This is a genomic window from Paenibacillus chartarius, assembly GCF_042432825.1.
Classification (GTDB): Bacteria; Bacillota; Bacilli; order Paenibacillales; family NBRC-103111; genus Gordoniibacillus; species Gordoniibacillus chartarius.
The window spans coordinates 1-14814 of the sequence record NZ_JBHLWN010000066.1 but is presented as its reverse complement, the minus strand read 5'-3'; the positions used below and the strand labels follow the sequence as shown (position 1 = coordinate 14814).

17 protein-coding genes are annotated in these 14814 nt (G+C 46.9%); 3 read left to right on the top strand and 14 right to left on the bottom strand.

The window, feature by feature from the left end:
• Nucleotides 1-248: 248 nt before the first annotated feature.
• The 4 genes from ACFFK0_RS15895 to ACFFK0_RS15880 form a co-directional block, all read right to left on the bottom strand.
• The gene (locus ACFFK0_RS15895) at nucleotides 249-452 is read right to left on the bottom strand and encodes a hypothetical protein (RefSeq protein ID WP_377471243.1); all 204 of its coding nucleotides are present in this window, start codon (nucleotides 450-452) and stop codon (nucleotides 249-251) included.
• An 84-nt stretch (nucleotides 453-536) separates the two neighbouring features.
• Nucleotides 537-740: a cold-shock protein gene (locus tag ACFFK0_RS15890; RefSeq protein WP_377471242.1), complete on the bottom strand. Its 204-nt coding sequence runs from the start codon at nucleotides 738-740 to the stop codon at nucleotides 537-539.
• A 284-nt stretch (nucleotides 741-1024) separates the two neighbouring features.
• A complete protein-coding gene (locus tag ACFFK0_RS15885; protein WP_377471241.1) occupies nucleotides 1025-2470 on the bottom strand; it encodes a DEAD/DEAH box helicase in 1446 nt (481 codons plus the stop codon).
• A 108-nt stretch (nucleotides 2471-2578) separates the two neighbouring features.
• Nucleotides 2579-3064: an SgcJ/EcaC family oxidoreductase gene (locus ACFFK0_RS15880; protein WP_377471240.1), complete on the bottom strand. Its 486-nt coding sequence runs from the start codon at nucleotides 3062-3064 to the stop codon at nucleotides 2579-2581.
• A 191-nt stretch (nucleotides 3065-3255) separates the two neighbouring features.
• Here ACFFK0_RS15880 and ACFFK0_RS15875 point away from each other — a divergent pair, with 191 nt between their 5' ends.
• Nucleotides 3256-3750 carry a MarR family transcriptional regulator gene (locus ACFFK0_RS15875; RefSeq protein WP_377471239.1) on the top strand — a complete coding sequence of 165 codons (495 nt, stop codon included), beginning with the start codon at nucleotides 3256-3258 and terminating at the stop codon, nucleotides 3748-3750.
• A 184-nt stretch (nucleotides 3751-3934) separates the two neighbouring features.
• Here the strand turns inward: ACFFK0_RS15875 and ACFFK0_RS15870 are convergent, their stop codons facing one another.
• Complete coding sequence (locus ACFFK0_RS15870) at nucleotides 3935-4519, bottom strand: NAD(P)H oxidoreductase (RefSeq protein ID WP_377471245.1); 585 nt, start codon at nucleotides 4517-4519, stop codon at nucleotides 3935-3937.
• 211 nt (nucleotides 4520-4730) lie between these two features.
• Between ACFFK0_RS15870 and ACFFK0_RS15865 the strand changes: the two genes are divergently transcribed.
• Nucleotides 4731-5102, top strand: a complete 372-nt coding sequence (locus tag ACFFK0_RS15865; RefSeq protein ID WP_377471238.1) for a winged helix-turn-helix transcriptional regulator — start codon at nucleotides 4731-4733, stop codon at nucleotides 5100-5102.
• Nucleotides 5103-5216: 114 nt separating this feature from the next.
• Here ACFFK0_RS15865 and ACFFK0_RS15860 read toward each other — a convergent pair whose 3' ends face one another.
• The 6 genes from ACFFK0_RS15860 to ACFFK0_RS15835 form a co-directional block, all read right to left on the bottom strand.
• Nucleotides 5217-5837, bottom strand: a complete 621-nt coding sequence (locus ACFFK0_RS15860) for an NAD(P)-dependent oxidoreductase (protein ID WP_377471237.1) — start codon at nucleotides 5835-5837, stop codon at nucleotides 5217-5219.
• A 54-nt stretch (nucleotides 5838-5891) separates the two neighbouring features.
• On the bottom strand, nucleotides 5892-6458 hold the full coding sequence (locus ACFFK0_RS15855) for an HXXEE domain-containing protein (protein WP_377471236.1): 567 nt from the start codon (nucleotides 6456-6458) through the stop codon (nucleotides 5892-5894).
• 487 nt (nucleotides 6459-6945) lie between these two features.
• Nucleotides 6946-7227, bottom strand: a complete 282-nt coding sequence (locus ACFFK0_RS15850; RefSeq protein WP_377471235.1) for a hypothetical protein — start codon at nucleotides 7225-7227, stop codon at nucleotides 6946-6948.
• Between the two features lie 124 nt (nucleotides 7228-7351).
• A complete protein-coding gene (locus tag ACFFK0_RS15845) occupies nucleotides 7352-7588 on the bottom strand; it encodes a hypothetical protein (protein ID WP_377471234.1) in 237 nt (78 codons plus the stop codon).
• 362 nt (nucleotides 7589-7950) lie between these two features.
• Entirely contained in the window at nucleotides 7951-8895 is a 945-nt protein-coding gene (locus ACFFK0_RS15840; RefSeq protein WP_377471233.1) for an N-acetylmuramoyl-L-alanine amidase, read from the bottom strand.
• Nucleotides 8867-10357 (bottom strand): M14 family zinc carboxypeptidase, encoded by a 1491-nt coding sequence (locus ACFFK0_RS15835; RefSeq protein WP_377471232.1) that lies wholly within the window; start codon nucleotides 10355-10357, stop codon nucleotides 8867-8869. Before ACFFK0_RS15835 ends, ACFFK0_RS15840 begins: the two co-directional genes overlap by 29 nt.
• A gap of 328 nt (nucleotides 10358-10685) precedes the next feature.
• Here ACFFK0_RS15835 and ACFFK0_RS15830 point away from each other — a divergent pair, with 328 nt between their 5' ends.
• Nucleotides 10686-12137 carry an esterase-like activity of phytase family protein gene (locus tag ACFFK0_RS15830; RefSeq protein ID WP_377471231.1) on the top strand — a complete coding sequence of 484 codons (1452 nt, stop codon included), beginning with the start codon at nucleotides 10686-10688 and terminating at the stop codon, nucleotides 12135-12137.
• A gap of 66 nt (nucleotides 12138-12203) precedes the next feature.
• Here ACFFK0_RS15830 and ACFFK0_RS15825 read toward each other — a convergent pair whose 3' ends face one another.
• The 3 genes from ACFFK0_RS15825 to ACFFK0_RS15815 form a co-directional block, all read right to left on the bottom strand.
• On the bottom strand, nucleotides 12204-13160 hold the full coding sequence (locus ACFFK0_RS15825; RefSeq protein WP_377471230.1) for a sensor domain-containing diguanylate cyclase: 957 nt from the start codon (nucleotides 13158-13160) through the stop codon (nucleotides 12204-12206).
• A gap of 193 nt (nucleotides 13161-13353) precedes the next feature.
• Nucleotides 13354-13881 (bottom strand): DEAD/DEAH box helicase, encoded by a 528-nt coding sequence (locus tag ACFFK0_RS15820; RefSeq protein WP_377471244.1) that lies wholly within the window; start codon nucleotides 13879-13881, stop codon nucleotides 13354-13356.
• A gap of 426 nt (nucleotides 13882-14307) precedes the next feature.
• The coding region (locus ACFFK0_RS15815; protein ID WP_377471229.1) for a methyl-accepting chemotaxis protein at nucleotides 14308-14814 on the bottom strand (507 nt) is incomplete at its 5' end.

Sequence of the window (14814 nt, the reverse complement as noted above, 5' to 3'; positions counted from 1 at the left end):
TGCTTGGGTTTAGAGACTTACGTTGGGTGTAAATGGAACGAATCTTGTTCAGCAAGCCCTAGTTAATGTTTTCATATGTCGGGAAAAGGATTCAATCAGCTCATGGTTCTCAAATTCGTTGATTGCCTGTTTTCCGTTAGCAGTAAACCAAAGTTGGATTTTCATGTTTTCATCTCACCTTTATAAATGACTTTGGCCAATATTTTCGATTAGATTATTCCGAGGCCATTGAAGCTGAAAAACATAATTTAGCCTTCCAGCCTTACAATAAAACGAAATCCGCTCTTTAGGAAATAACCGCCTTCAATATATACCGCCACATCGTCATGTTTGGACATTTTTCCACCAAAATCGATATACTGATTCTCCCGCCAGACGGAAATAGGTACTCCCGTGAATACTGCATTGTCAAAATCAACCTGATGTTGCAGCTGCTGTTGATTAAAAAACACTGACCCACTCCCTTTCAGAAATGTATTGGCTCCTTCAAAAAGAAAAGGCTGCTCCCAACGTTTTAGGAGCAGCCTCGCTTTAGCTTAATAAATTTTTGTAACGTTCTCTGCTTGCGGTCCGCGATTACCTTGTACCACATTGAACTGAACTCGTTGACCTTCGTCCAACGATTTGTACCCATCGCCTTGGATCGCGCTAAAATGTACGAAAACGTCGTTCCCGCCTTCGACTTCAATAAACCCGAAGCCTTTTTCACTGTTGAACCATTTCACTGTACCTGTTTGCATATTTGTTACCTCCAAAAATAAATTTAACATGATCATTTTCCGTTAAAATAAAAAAATTCACACATTGAAAAAAGTACCATCATAAAATGAGACCCTTTTCAATATGTGAATTGGTTTTCATTTAAATAACTGTTTTTATCATAACACAGCCAGCGCCGAAAGGCAAGCATTCGAGATCATTGTGGTACGGGTCACCGTAACAGTCCTAACAGCGAATAATCAAACTTACCCCGTTACGAAAAGACCCGGCGAGTCGTCGCCGAGGCCATATCTTAGGCTGTGCATTATTTCCTGTCCGCTTCTTGCACCTTAAGAAGTTTTCCTTTGATCGTTGTATCCTTCATCATATGAAGCACCAGGCGGCCTTTGCCGTTGAGAATATCCACATAGGAGGCATTATCCTCTATCGTGATAATCCCGATGTCCTCCGCAGATACGCCTTCGATTTTGGCAATGGTGCCGACAAAGTCCACAGCTCTAATCTTCTTTTTCTTCCCACCGTTAAAATACAGCTTCATGACTTGACCCGCTAGGGAGTTCCTGTCCTTTTTAATGGCTGTCTGCTTCCTCATCTTCGCTTCGAAAGCAGCCTTCCCCTGTGTCACCGCTTCTTTTGAAGGAATTGTTTTCCTAGGTATCTCGAACCCGATATATTTTTCAATGCTGAGAACGAATTTCTCCTCATTCGGCGTCGCGAAGGAGATCGCTTTCCCGGAATGGCCGGCCCTTCCCGTTCGACCCGTCCGGTGCACATAGCTTTCATTCTCTAACGGAAGGTCGTAGTTAAGTACAAGACTGATGCTTTCGATATCAATTCCTCTCGCGGCTACATCCGTCGCAATCAAATAGCGGAATTCCCCTTGCTTGAACGCGTTCATCACTTGCGAGCGTTCGTCCTGCTCCATTCCCCCATGAATTCTGTTACATGGGTATCCCCACTTGTCTAATTCTTGAAACACAATCTCGACTCTGGTCTGTGTTCGGCAAAAGATAATACAACTGTCCGGATTATCGACCACGGTGACGGCCCGGAGTAAATGGAGTTTGTTCTCGTCCTTCACCATATAGAGCGAATGCTCGATTTGATTTGTCGCTTTCCCTTCGCTCTTTATCTCGATATCCAACGGATGATTCATAAATCGGTGGCATAAATTCTTGACATCTTTGGGCAGCGTCGCGGAGAAAAGCATGGTCATACGGTCCTTAGGCAGTTCGCGGATAATTTTCTCCACCTGTTCAATAAATCCCATGTTCAGCATCTCGTCGGCTTCATCAATGACAAGAAACCTCACTTGCTCCAAGTCGATGGTTTGTTTCTCGATATGATCCATCACCCGACCCGGCGTACCGACGATAACGTGATTTCTGTACGTCAGTTGCGTCTTTTGTCTGGCAAAAGGCTGCTTCCCGTAAATCGCGATTGCCTTGATGCGTTTATATGTGCCGATATTCATGATGTCCTGTTTGACCTGATCGGCAAGCTCGCGCGTCGGCGTCAAAATCAAAGCTTGCGGCCGATTCCCTTCCCATTCCACCATTTCGCAGATCGGAATCCCGTAAGCCGCGGTTTTTCCGCTGCCCGTGCGGGATTTCACGATCATATCCTTCTTTTCAAGCGCAGAGGGGATCACGCTGCTTTGAACTTCCGTGGGCTTTTGATATCCCAAGCTATCCAACGCACGGAGAATATCCTCGCTTAATTTATAATCCTTAAATCTTCGTTCATCCATAAAGAAACCCCTTTGTTTAAACAACTTTTTGCATACATGTAACCCCTATTATGGAACACTTTAGCCCACTCCATTCGGGATTATACTTGATTCCCGCTCCTTTCCTCGTTATTTGCTTAATTTCATGAATAGCTTTTGCATCAGGCTAGGCCCAGAGATCCTGCTATTATGAAATGCCGCTATCATCCACTTGCCATTCTGTTTCACAACGACGTTGGTATTGATGGAGTCTCTCTTGCTTGGGGCATTCTTTTGCCATCTTAATTTGACGGCCCCAAGTCCGTGAAAGATCGCCATCTCCGGCGAAATGAAACGGATATTTTTGATCTCCCCGTCTAACGTTGACCCTCTCAGCACACTTCTCCATAGTTCTTGATGGGATTCGGCAATCGCTTTTCTCCCCATCAAATGTTCTCCCTGAAACGTCACATAGTCGGCATCTTCCGTGAAGCAAGAACCGTAAGCCGTTCCGTCCCCCTGATCCCATGCGGTTTTCAACTTTTGAAAAAGGAACTCGATTTCGTCCATATCCTGCGCATGCTTCATTACCACGTTCATCTTCTCCTTGTCATCATTTTTTTCACCGACGTCCATTCGCTTGAATTTGAACCCTTTGCCGACTTTTCAATTATTGCCATTGGCGATCATTTCCCGCCCGTCGCCCTTGGTCATTCAGATAACTTGTGATATACTTGGGCCAGAAAAATCTTAATTCACTATTTTTCTTGATGATTTAATTATCTTGATTCATTAAGATGTATTCATCTTAACTTGGGGGTACTGGTATGTCAAGTGGAGATTTTCCTTCCACCGAACTTTCGAAATTACAGCAAGATTTACTGTATGAATTAAGGCAAAACAGCGCACGCGCCGTCATGTTTCATCAATTCATCTCTGAAAGGCTAGGGTTGAATGCCACCGATCACAAATGTTTGGATTACCTGAATCGTTCCGGACCCGTTACAGCCGGACAGCTGGCACAGCTAACCGGTCTTACAACGGGAGCTGTAACCAGTGTAATCGACCGGTTGGAGCAAGCAGGTTACGTGGTTAGGGACAAGGATCCGAATGATCGAAGACGCGTAGTCGTCAAGCCCGTACCGGAGGGATCTGCTCAAATTTCACCTATGTTCCAATCGGTCATGCAATCAACACTCCGAATCATCTCCCAATATACAGATCAGGAGCTGCAATTGATTCTTGGATTTATCAAGCAGTGCAACGAGATGACATTAGCTGAGATGAACATGCTGAAGAAAGAGCACGATAGCGCTCCTTAAAGAATTCCGCCTGGGATTTCGGGGATCTTCGCAAAATACAACAAAAGCCTATCCGCAATTGGAGGGTAGGCTTTTGTTGTTAATTATTTTTACGCCGCGGCCGAATTCGGATACGAAAGACGTAAAGGTGAAAATCACTTTATGGAGTTAGCGCATTTACGACTTCGTAAAGCTTATAATTAACTTAGGACTGCTGTTCCTTGGCATAATTCAACCCTAAGAGATAAGCTTGGTTAAGCAGCATCTCATAATGCATGGGCTTGGAATCCAGAGTCTCGTATAAAAATTCAACCTTGGAATTGGAAACACCGCAATAATCCGCAATTCCCACATTGAGCAGATGAGTAATCATTTCATCATAGCTGCGCTTTTTCATCTGTTCTTTGGAAACGCCCGCCAAACCAATCCACACGACATGCTGATGATGAAGCTGGTTCGAACCGTACGCAAATCCATTGTTCCATACACGGTCAATATAACCTTTTAGCATGGCTGGCAAATGCCACCACCAAACCGGGAAAATAAATGCCAAAGCATCATGCTCCTTCATACGCCTTATTTCCCTTTCCACCTCAGGAGAAAAGGTCTGTTCCGCTGCTGACCAATCAGGTTCATCTACTCCTTGTAAAACCGGGTCAAACCCGATCCCGTGTAAATCCAATATCTCATAGTCGTGGCCAGCCTCGGCAAGACCTTGTACGAAACGATCGGCAACCTTGAAGGTCAGGGAATCTTTCCTTGGGTGCGAAACAACGCATAATACTCTCATGCTTGTATCATCACTACCTTTCTGAACAGCTAATTTGTAGCCATGCTCAACGGCTGATGCTATTATAAACAGTACAAAAATAACCTGGAAGTACGCACTTTTAAGTTCTATAGGATCATACGGGTGCCATAGGAACATGGAAGTACCCTAGATAAATGCCCCAGAAGTTAAGTTCTTGGCAAAACACATCCTTTTAACGGAGGGATATAAGATGACTGAAAAGAAGGCGAATAGCGTTCGAAAGAAGTATAAGGTTGGAGTGGAGGCGGCATTGGAAGTAATGGGGGGGAAATGGAAGCCTTTAATCATCTATCATTTGATGACAGGACCGAAACGTTCCTCAGAGCTTCGCCGGTTAATGCCCGGCATTACGCAAAAAATGCTGACCACTCAACTAAGGGGCTTGGAAAAGGATGATATTGTTGCAAGAAAGGTTTATGAAGAGATCCCACCTAAAGTGGAGTATAAGTTAACTCCCTACGGCTGGGGATTAAAGCCCGCGCTTGACCTTTTATGCTATTGGGGAGAGGATCATCTGGAAAAGGTTTATGGCGACAAATACAAGGTTTTGGAGAAGTTTTAAGACTGTACAATATTCAACGCCGCCCTTAAGACCGTAAAAATGATCATACAAAATCATATGATTTTTAGCTCAATTAAATTTGGCCTGGTTTTCGTTAAGTATCCTACTCTTGCATCAGTAAGCGATACCCACGCGTGATTTTATAAAGTCGCTATTTTTTATTTGGCTGTATGTAAATTCTGCTGTATCCGAGACGGATATTTCAACACCATCTTCCGGCAAAAAATTTCGCTCCACCCGATATTTCCCTACACGTTCTCCATCCGGCAAATACGTAGGACAGACAATAGTCCATTCGAGTGTTGATTGTTTTAGCATATCGTAAACTTTATGATGTTCCTCTGCTGCACGGACTAACTTACGTCTTGATTCACTGGACTGATAACGCAGTAAATTTGGAGCGGTTCTACTTTGCAGGATACCGGCAGTTCCTATAGTAATAATTCGTTGTATTCCTTTGTTTTGCATTGCTTCGATAATTAGTGGCATACTTTCCGATAGAGTCGTTGTCCCATCTGTATTTAGTGCACTAATAACTACATCAATCCCATGTGTTGCACGTGCAATATCATCTTTATTTAAAACATTACCTTGAATTATTGTTAACTTTTCATGATTGATTTGAATCTTCTCGGGAGTGCGAACTAATACAGTAACATGATGTCCGTCATGAAGGGCATATGTGACGATTTGACCTCCAACTCGTCCAGTTGCACCCAAAATTAATATATTCATGAGAACGAACCTCCTCTTGCGTATAGAAATATTGCAGTTCAGATGCTCTCCGACCTATTTCTTACCCATCACAAACTTAAATAAGATTGCATGAACAAGAACCGAAAATAAAACCGAGCCAATCCACCAGATCATTGGATGGGAAATGCCTTTAGCCGTAATCACATATGCACCATAAATGGATGCAATGAACTGAAGACTTGCCATTACTAGACCCGGATTCCATTCTCTATATTTAATTCCTGTATAAATATGGGTGGAGCAGTTCATCAAGCTAAAAATGACAATTAACAAGCCAAAGCCGATATTTACGATACATAAAAGTCCGAAAATTAGGAACGCTAGCCATACTAGAATAATATTAATCCAAAACACTTTCTCATCCGTTAAAGCCTCGTCACCCTCCGGCAACCCGTTCACGACTCGATTAAAGTAATCCTTAAAGCCACCCGGCCAATAATGCTCCTCGGTTTGATGAAACAAATATAATGGGATGTTGATCAATGCCCAGAATATCGTGTCGGCAGGACTGAATGTCCAGAACAGCATTACAATGGTAATGAACCCCATCCAAGGTGTTAGTTTAGCCCAATTTTGATTCTCTGCCCAATATTTCAGCATCTTAAGTTACCCCTCCTTCCTGATATATCAATCCTAAAAATATATTTGGTTAATAAATTTATTTTCTCTATACATAACTGCTGCCCGTTAGTGCAATCTTACTTTCAAATCTTCAGCTCGTACTCGGCTAAATCCAAAGCTACAGCCATTTTAATCTGATTCGTTCTACTGCGTCCCTTAATGAAATTCTCTACTGAGTACACATTTACTATCGGAGCTAAATTATCATCGTAGCGATCCAATTCAATCTCGATAACTGAATGTGTATCCACAAGAAAAGTGATAATATCTTCCCCTTGTTCGGGCGTCCAATATAAGATGTGCGCTGTTCATTGCTGGAAAGGTACCCTTTCCCCAAAAACCCGGCAATCGTATTAAATTCATGAACAATTCCATGTTATCCTGCCCGCTTAATGCAAAAAAGGAGCAACTGCCGCGGCGGCAAACAGTTCCTGGTTCGTTAAACTAACGTTTCCGTTAGTAACGTTCACTGATTCTCGATAGACAATGGTGATTGCTTTAAATGATAATAACCATTCTGATCACGGGTAATTACTTTTATGTAGGCTTGGTTTACATCAATAACCCATACCGTATCTTTATCCATCTGTATTGTGGAAATTTGCGGAGGTATTGGTTGAACAGGAACACCATGGACAGTTACTACATCGTTATTATCAAGTGCAGATGTTATATGGTTTACAGCCCAAGTTGTTAAGAATGTAATCCAAATCATAATAATAAGTACAAAGACTTTATTCCGATCCACAGTATTCCCCCCTTACCGAATTGAATCTTAAAACTAATATACCATAAAATGTAATCCCCTTGCCGTTGCATAAAACTGCCCATTAGCTACAAAGACCATGGACACCAACGTCCATGGCCCGACTTTACGTATGAAATCGCAAATCCCGTACGTTATTTACTCGCTGCCTTTTTCTCACCAGCTCTTTCAGCCGGAACAACGTCTGGTTCTCGTCCATCAGCTTCGCGGTATTCAGCACCGCAACTGAAGGTTGCGACCACGATAAAAAGTGGTAGGTCCCCGGCATGAGCTTCTTCACATAGCTTCCTTTATGAAAGAGCAAACCGCGCTGGTCGGCTTGAATGGTTACTTTTTTAAACATATTCATTACCCCCTTCATGGTTCGACCACTGGATGTAGAATCCCGCTGCGGTTCAGGCGGAGGTTTCTACCGATCCGATCGTACAGGATACCGGAACCTAACAGGCACGGCACTGCGGGATAAGCTGATATCCTCGCCTCGTTACGACCGTTCGAATAAGAACCGATATGCGTCTTACAGGTTCTATCATCGCTCATTTCGATCTGAAGGAACATGGCGAAAGTATTACGACTGGGCATAAACTTTTCCATTTCATTCAATGGCCGCCCTTGTCCGAGACCCGACAAAAGTAAAAAAGAGCTGCCGCGGCAGCTCCTCTCTGATTATTAAAGTATCTTCATTGAATTCCTTTACCGCCTGCCCTACTGTTTCTGCTGCAAGCCGCCGACATAAACCCACATCGGACCGATCCATGTCTCGATTTTGCCCCAATTGCCTCTAGTCGCCGTTACTTGTACGGTCTGCGGAGCAAGGGCAAGCCGGGTACGGTACATGCGGCCATTCGCGTAGTGATGCAGCGTCGTTTGGCCCGCCAGGTCTACGCTGAAACGCTGTTCCGCTTCCTGCTCCCCGACTTGAACGGCCAACGCCTTCGTAATGCCGAGCGCCATTCCCTCCGTTAACCGATTCATGTATTCGGGGTCCGACAGCTTAAGGTCCTCGTTCGGATTGGTCATAAACCCCATCTCCACCAATACGGTCGGCACCGTCGACCAATTGAAGCCGGTGAGATCGGAGCGCGGCACAATGCCTCTGGATACCGCACCGGTGGCGGCTGCCGTGTCGGCCAGAATCATTTCCGCGGCTGCTTTGCTTGGAGCGTATATCGTCTGAGCGGCCTCGCTCCATGCCGGGTACAACAGCGAAATGCCCTGCGTCCTCGAAGAGCTGTCTCCGTCGGCGTGAATCCGAACGGCCAAATCCGCCCCCGCTTCATTGCAGCGCTGCGCCCTTTCGACGTTGGAGATGTCGACATCATGGGTTTCCCGCGTCATGACGACCGTGTAACCGAACGATTTCAGCTTTTCCTTAAGCAGCAGGGATGCCTCCAGCGTCAGCACATATTCCGGCTTCTTCGTCTTGACCCCTGTCGTTCCGGAGCTGACCTTCGCTTTCATGGTTGTCGAGTGCGGCGAAACCGGCTCCGTCTCATGATTTCCCCGAAGCTGATGGCCCGGGTCCACGCACACGATTTGCTCCCCCGCCGCTTTGGCGGCTGCGGGCTGCGCGGGCAATATCGCGCTAGCCGCCATAATGGCCAGCATGCCCAGTATCGACCTATTTTTCCGGCTTCGTTTGATTGCCATTCTCCTTGCCTCCTTGTACAGCCTGCTCTTTCACCTGTATCCATGCATGTCCTTGCCACGTTTCGACCAAGAGCCAATCGTTCCAGCGCTTCACCGCCTTCACTTGCTGAGGCTGCAATTGGCCAAGCGGTATTCCGTGCTCCAGACTCGGATAATGGTAGAGCGCCGCCGCTTCGGTCAATTTGACTTTATCCGTGAAGGGCTCGCTGTACCCTTTCAAGTACGCATCAGGAGGTAAGTATACCCATTTCTTGCCAAGCCAAGTTTCGATACGGAACCAGTCATTCAAGCGGGCGTCGGCGACGACCTGGCCGCGGACCTCTGCGCCGGTAAAATAGGCCTCGTTCGGACGGTTGAACATTTTCGCTGCCCCCAGCAGCTCAAGCTTCTCATCGATTTGTTGGATCGGGAAGCGTGCATGCCACAGCTTGTAGCCTTCATCGGCCAAGTAGAACCCAAGCTTCTCGTTCTCTTTCCATATTCCGGTGAACGTCCAAAGCGGCAGCTCCGTCTCCTCCTGATACGGTCCCAGCTCGGCGGTAAATCCGGGCCGGTCAAACCCCGCAATAAACCAGTCGGTATAACCGCCTCCCGAGGGGTATTGTTCCGGCTTAACCTGACTATACCCCGTCATACCGGTGATCGCATCCGCCATCCTCTTATCCCGGTCAAGAACCTCAGGCTTCGTGAAGAAATGCCAGTACAACACTTCCCCGGAAGTATGGTAAGAGAGCGCGATTTCCGGGTCGATGGCATAGGTGAAGCCGATCATGCTCTTCGCTTCCGCCGTTTCCGCCGGAGCCGAGCCTTTATAATTCTTGAACGTCGGATATTGGGGGGAATTACGGATATAGTCCCACATGGCCGGATACTGCCGGTTAATGTCAATGCCTTGGGCGTTCGCTTTCCACTGTTTAAAATTAGAGCTGTTGCCGTTCATTCGGAGCAAGTCAGCATGATACGACGGCGGGAAGGCCGCCAGTCCTTGCTGCTGAAGCGTCACACCGTCCGGATTGACCATCGGGACGAACCAAATCGTGCAGCGGTCCAACAGTTCCCGCACAATATAATTATCGTACTTCATATTATTCTCATATGCATAGGCATACCGGTCAATCATATACATAATGAGATTCGTCCCCATCCACTCTCTGGCGTGCTGGGACCCGTCGATGAGAATGGTAGCTTCGCCCTTTCCCAGCTTCACGGCCCGAATCTCCCGGCCAAAAGCAGTGGTGCCAATCGACTGATTCCGGATCAAGTCGGGGTAGGCCGCCGCCAGCCGATCCGTATGCTCCAGCATCCTTTCATACGTATATACTTGATAAGGATCGACAATATTTTTGCTCCCCGCGCTTTCCTCCGCGTAGCCCGTACCCAGAGCCCCGAACCAGAACATCCCTGCCAAAATAACTGCGGTCAACGCCTTCCATGCACGCTGTCTCAAACTCTCTCGCTGCAAAACGCTCTCCCCTATTCATAGTTGACTGTCTCTCGCAATGGATAATCGACCCAATTATATTACTACAAATTTGACTGATAGACTAGAAATATGTCATTTTATGTCACAATATTGTATTGGCGGGATTGGGGGTTGCCTCTGACCAGCTCCTCGACGTCTATCTGTGCATTATGCGCTTGAGTAGTATTTTGAAGAATTCCGAACTATAAAGCTTATTGCGTAATAATTTACATAAATTTGACAAAAATCGCGCAGTCCATAAACATAACCCTGCTATAATCCCAGAGATATGAATTCGAATGGTACATAACGGGAGGGGCATTACAGAATGAAGAAGCTATGGATGATCACCGCTGCGGCGGCACTCACACTCACATCCGGCACAGGCATGGCAGCTGCGGCTGATGTCAGCGGTACGACCGCAGAGAACGTCAAGTACTCGAACAACGGACAAGCCGTAACTCCATCTGCACCGGCTATTAATGCGGGCGGCAGCCTCTACCTGCCTGTTCGCGCTCTCGGCGATACCCTTGGCAAGTATGTAGATTGGGATGAATTCCGCAGCAGCGTAGCTCTGACGGACAAGCCGGAGCTGACCGGCAAATATATGCTGAAAGCTCCTGACCTTGCAGAAGGAATCAAGATGGGGGTCGGCTCCTCGCTGACTCACATTCCGGGCGACCCGGACAACGTATTTTATTCCACGGCAGACCGCGGTCCGAACGGGGAAGTGGACGTGAACGGCAAAACGGTCCGTACCTTCCCACTCCCTGATTACACTCCGACGATATACAAAATCGAAATCAAAGACGGCGGGATTAACATTCTCGACAAAATCCCGCTGAAGGTTAACGGCAAAGACCCTGTATCCGGCACCGCCAACATTACCGGCTTGCCGAACATCGACGGCCGGGACGAAGTGCCTTACGACACGAAGGGCGAGAAGAAGCTTGCGTACGACCCTTACGGCGGCGATATCGAGGGTATTGCTTACAATGCCAAGGACGACACCTTCTGGATCTCGGACGAATACGGCCCTTCCATCTTCCATGTCAAGCGTGACGGCACACTGATTGAACGGATCGTTCCGCAGGGCTGGTCGGCTCAGGTGGAGACACCGCTTGTACCTGCGCGCGAGTCGCTGCCGGCCGTGTACAACAAGCTGCGTCAAAACCGCGGCGCTGAAGCTGTCGGCATTACGCCGGACGGAAAGTTTATGTTCATGGCGATGCAGAGCCCGCTTCGCAACCCGGATAGCAAATCCGACAATTCGCGCCAGCTGCGCATTATCAAGATCGAGCTGGAGACGCTCAAGCCTGTTGCCGAGTTCGCCTATGTGGCGGAAGACGCCAACCAGTTCCAGGGCCTGAAGCAAGCGGACATCGTCATCTCCGACCTCATCGCGGTCAACGAGAACACCCTGCTGATCGACGAGCGCGACAAGAACGCAGGCGACAAGGCACAGCTGAAGCGCGTCTATGCCGTCGATCTGACCGATGCTACGAACATCCTCGGCAAGTACGATGATGCCGCTGCCGGCAAGACACTGGAGCAGATGAGCGTCAGCGACATGAAGGCGCTGAACATCATGCCGCCTTCCAAGCGCACTGTCCTGGATGCCGTATCCTTCAAATTCCCGTACGAGAAGATCGAAGGCCTGGCGCTCGTCAACGGGAACACACTCGTCATCGTCAACGACAACGATTTCGGCGTAGGCAGCACTTCGGCCGACAACGGCACCGAGCTGTGGACATTCAAGCTGCCTTATACGATTAAGTAAGTTTGGAACGTTCAAGAGGACCGGGGCAGCTGCCCGCGGTCCTCTTTTGGTTTATGTGTTCGTTTCTTATTTGCTCACTTCACGACCCATTTTTTTGAGGTATTTCTCTTGATACATATTGCGATCCGCTTCTATAAACAATTGATCCATGTTGCCAAGGGAGCTTTCCGCAAAGGCATAACCGATGGACATTTCGATTTGTAAGTCCGGAGAGCTGGCATTATACAAGCTTATGGCTTGAAGAATGGATTCCTTTAAACGACTTACGTGGTCTTCATCAGCTTCGACGACTATGATGCAGTATTCGTCGCCTCCGATTCTCGAAATCAGTACATTCTCCCGTGCAAATTGCTTGAGCAGGGAAGCGGCTTCCATAATGTATTTATCGCCTAGCTTATGTCCCAATGTATCATTCAATTGCTTCAGCTTATCTAAATCACCAATGATAATGGCTATCGGAACATCCATTTTACTATTATATTTCTCGACAATCGTTTCAAAGAACGATCGGTTGTAAACCCCTGTCAGCGTATCATGCTCGATCCGATACTCCAGTTCTTCTTGGAGCTTCAACTTTTCATCGACGTTTCGGAGTATCCCCTGGATCGCTACAAGCTCTCCGTTCTTATAGATTGGTGTTGTGAATTCTTCGTACCAAACGTACTCTTTATTCTCGCTTTCATAGTTCACCATTCGATATAATATCGGTTGGCTGAAATCCACTTCTCCATTTATTTTTCTAATAAGAAGCTCATAGTCATCCGGGTGCACTCTGCTTAATAAAATTTCCGGATTATCATATACCATTCGATCTAATTCAGGATCCTTGAGAGGCGGGTAAAAGTAACGGTACCTCCACTTCGGCTTGGTCTCAAAATAATACAGCCTGTCTTTCGTACCTTCCGCCAATTCCATGAATCCTCGCAGATATTCTTTACCGGTATCCTTATTATTTTTGTAGCGAATCAGCAGCATCCACACAAACGTGCTCATCGCCGCACCCAGCACAAATCCAATCAGCATCCTCTGACCTCGCCATTCAAGTAATATCCTGATGTGACTTACATTTGCACAGCCAAATGGCATACAAAAGTCGCATTCCCTACTTAATTTCGACATTTTCCGCTTGATTCCTGTTGGGAAGCTGTCTTCACATGCACCCTATGCTATAAATTCATACCGTGATACCCCATCAGTTGATAGCCCTTAACTTTTCTTATACATGCCGTCCCCTTCCCGGAGATGGGGTGAACCAGTAACGCGGAACTACTTTATGTGCAATGCCCCGAGCCTGCGCTTGCGACTTCGCGTCTATTTTTATCCGGATCGGACCACACTGCATCAAGACGATCGGCTGATGACCATCTTGCCGCGTAGGTGTCGCCGTTAAACCTAGTACATATTTGGCTTTCGCCTTTTTCAATACTTGCTCGAAGCTGAACGCCGAAATGTGGTGGCATTCATCCACGATAATTTGCCCGTACTCTTCGACGAAATCCTTGACGATGCCCTTTTGATTTAAGCTTTGTATAATCGCAATATCCACGATTCCGCTTCGTTTATCCTTGCCCCCGCCAATGACACCGATGCCCTTCTTGTCGAGATTCAAAAACATGCTAAGCCGCTCCATCCATTGGTCCATGAGTTCCCTTCTATGAACTAGCACCAACGTGTTCACCTTCCGCGAGGCAATAATTGAAGCAGCTACTACCGTTTTGCCAAATGCTGTTGTTGCCGATAAAATTCCCGTATTGTGTCATTATTGCACGCTGGGGAATATCCCGATTTACCGGCTTTGTTTGTCAACATCCTCTCGCCCGCAGAAGAGAGAACGGAATAAGGCTATTTTTTCTTCGGAGCTGGATTTTTGATGTACATGGTCTGTAAGTGCTTGTCCTTGGTTGGTAACAGGTTGGAGATCTGGTGAGTCAGACTCCTTCTCTTCGAGATTTATATATTGGGATAGTTGGAGCTTCAGTAGATGATTCTCATGTTTTAACGCTTCTATTTCATTCAATGCTCTAGCGAGCTGCTGCTTAATACCCCATCACAGAGATAGGGTTTTGGCGTGTCGGGAATGGGATGTAGTTCTTGTCAACCAACATCGGTTCTTGATTCCTGTCCGTTACTTCAGCGACGAACCCGGAGACATATGGAATAATTACCGTGATCAGACCTTGAACTTACCTATCACATCTTGAAGTTGTGCGGCAATCTGACTCAAATGTCCGGTAGAGGCGGCGATTTCTTGCATAGAGGCGTGTTGCTCTTCCGCAGATGCGGCTACATTTTGGGTATTTTGCGAGTTCTTCTCGGAAATGACCGCCACATTTTCGATCGAGCTAACCATCTCTTGTGTTGAGGCTGTTACCTGCTCGACAACTGCAGAAACCTCTTGTGACTGGGCGGCAACATCGGAAATCATACCGACAATTGACTCGAAGGATTCACCTGTCCGATTCACTAAGGATACCCCTTCGGAAAGAGCATCTTTGCCACTCTTGACCGTTTCGACCGCTTTGGTGACCTCGGAACTAATATCTGCAAGAAGAGTCGTGATCCTTTCTGCAGACCTTCGGGACTGTTCCGCTAACTTTTTCACCTCGTTAGCAACTATTAAGCCTCTCGGAATAAAAATTCCCGCATCGGCTCTGGCCTTTCGGCCAGGGTCTTGTTT

Excerpts from the sequence above, each read along its gene's own strand:
- ACFFK0_RS15855 (WP_377471236.1), bottom strand. The coding sequence starts at position 6,458 with ATGCTGAAATATTGGGCAGAGAATCAAAATTGGGCTAAACTAACACCT.
- ACFFK0_RS15880 (WP_377471240.1), bottom strand. The coding sequence starts at position 3,064 with ATGGACGTCGGTGAAAAAAATGATGACAAGGAGAAGATGAACGTGGTA.
- ACFFK0_RS15865 (WP_377471238.1), top strand. The coding sequence starts at position 4,731 with ATGACTGAAAAGAAGGCGAATAGCGTTCGAAAGAAGTATAAGGTTGGA.
- ACFFK0_RS15845 (WP_377471234.1), bottom strand. The coding sequence starts at position 7,588 with ATGTTTAAAAAAGTAACCATTCAAGCCGACCAGCGCGGTTTGCTCTTT.
- ACFFK0_RS15860 (WP_377471237.1), bottom strand. The coding sequence starts at position 5,837 with ATGAATATATTAATTTTGGGTGCAACTGGACGAGTTGGAGGTCAAATC.
- ACFFK0_RS15875 (WP_377471239.1), top strand. The coding sequence starts at position 3,256 with ATGTCAAGTGGAGATTTTCCTTCCACCGAACTTTCGAAATTACAGCAA.
- ACFFK0_RS15840 (WP_377471233.1), bottom strand. The coding sequence starts at position 8,895 with ATGGCAATCAAACGAAGCCGGAAAAATAGGTCGATACTGGGCATGCTG.
- ACFFK0_RS15870 (WP_377471245.1), bottom strand. The coding sequence starts at position 4,519 with ATGAGAGTATTATGCGTTGTTTCGCACCCAAGGAAAGATTCCCTGACC.
- ACFFK0_RS15830 (WP_377471231.1), top strand. The coding sequence starts at position 10,686 with ATGAAGAAGCTATGGATGATCACCGCTGCGGCGGCACTCACACTCACA.
- ACFFK0_RS15890 (WP_377471242.1), bottom strand. The coding sequence starts at position 740 with ATGCAAACAGGTACAGTGAAATGGTTCAACAGTGAAAAAGGCTTCGGG.
- ACFFK0_RS15885 (WP_377471241.1), bottom strand. The coding sequence starts at position 2,470 with ATGGATGAACGAAGATTTAAGGATTATAAATTAAGCGAGGATATTCTC.
- ACFFK0_RS15825 (WP_377471230.1), bottom strand. The coding sequence starts at position 13,160 with ATGCTGATTGGATTTGTGCTGGGTGCGGCGATGAGCACGTTTGTGTGG.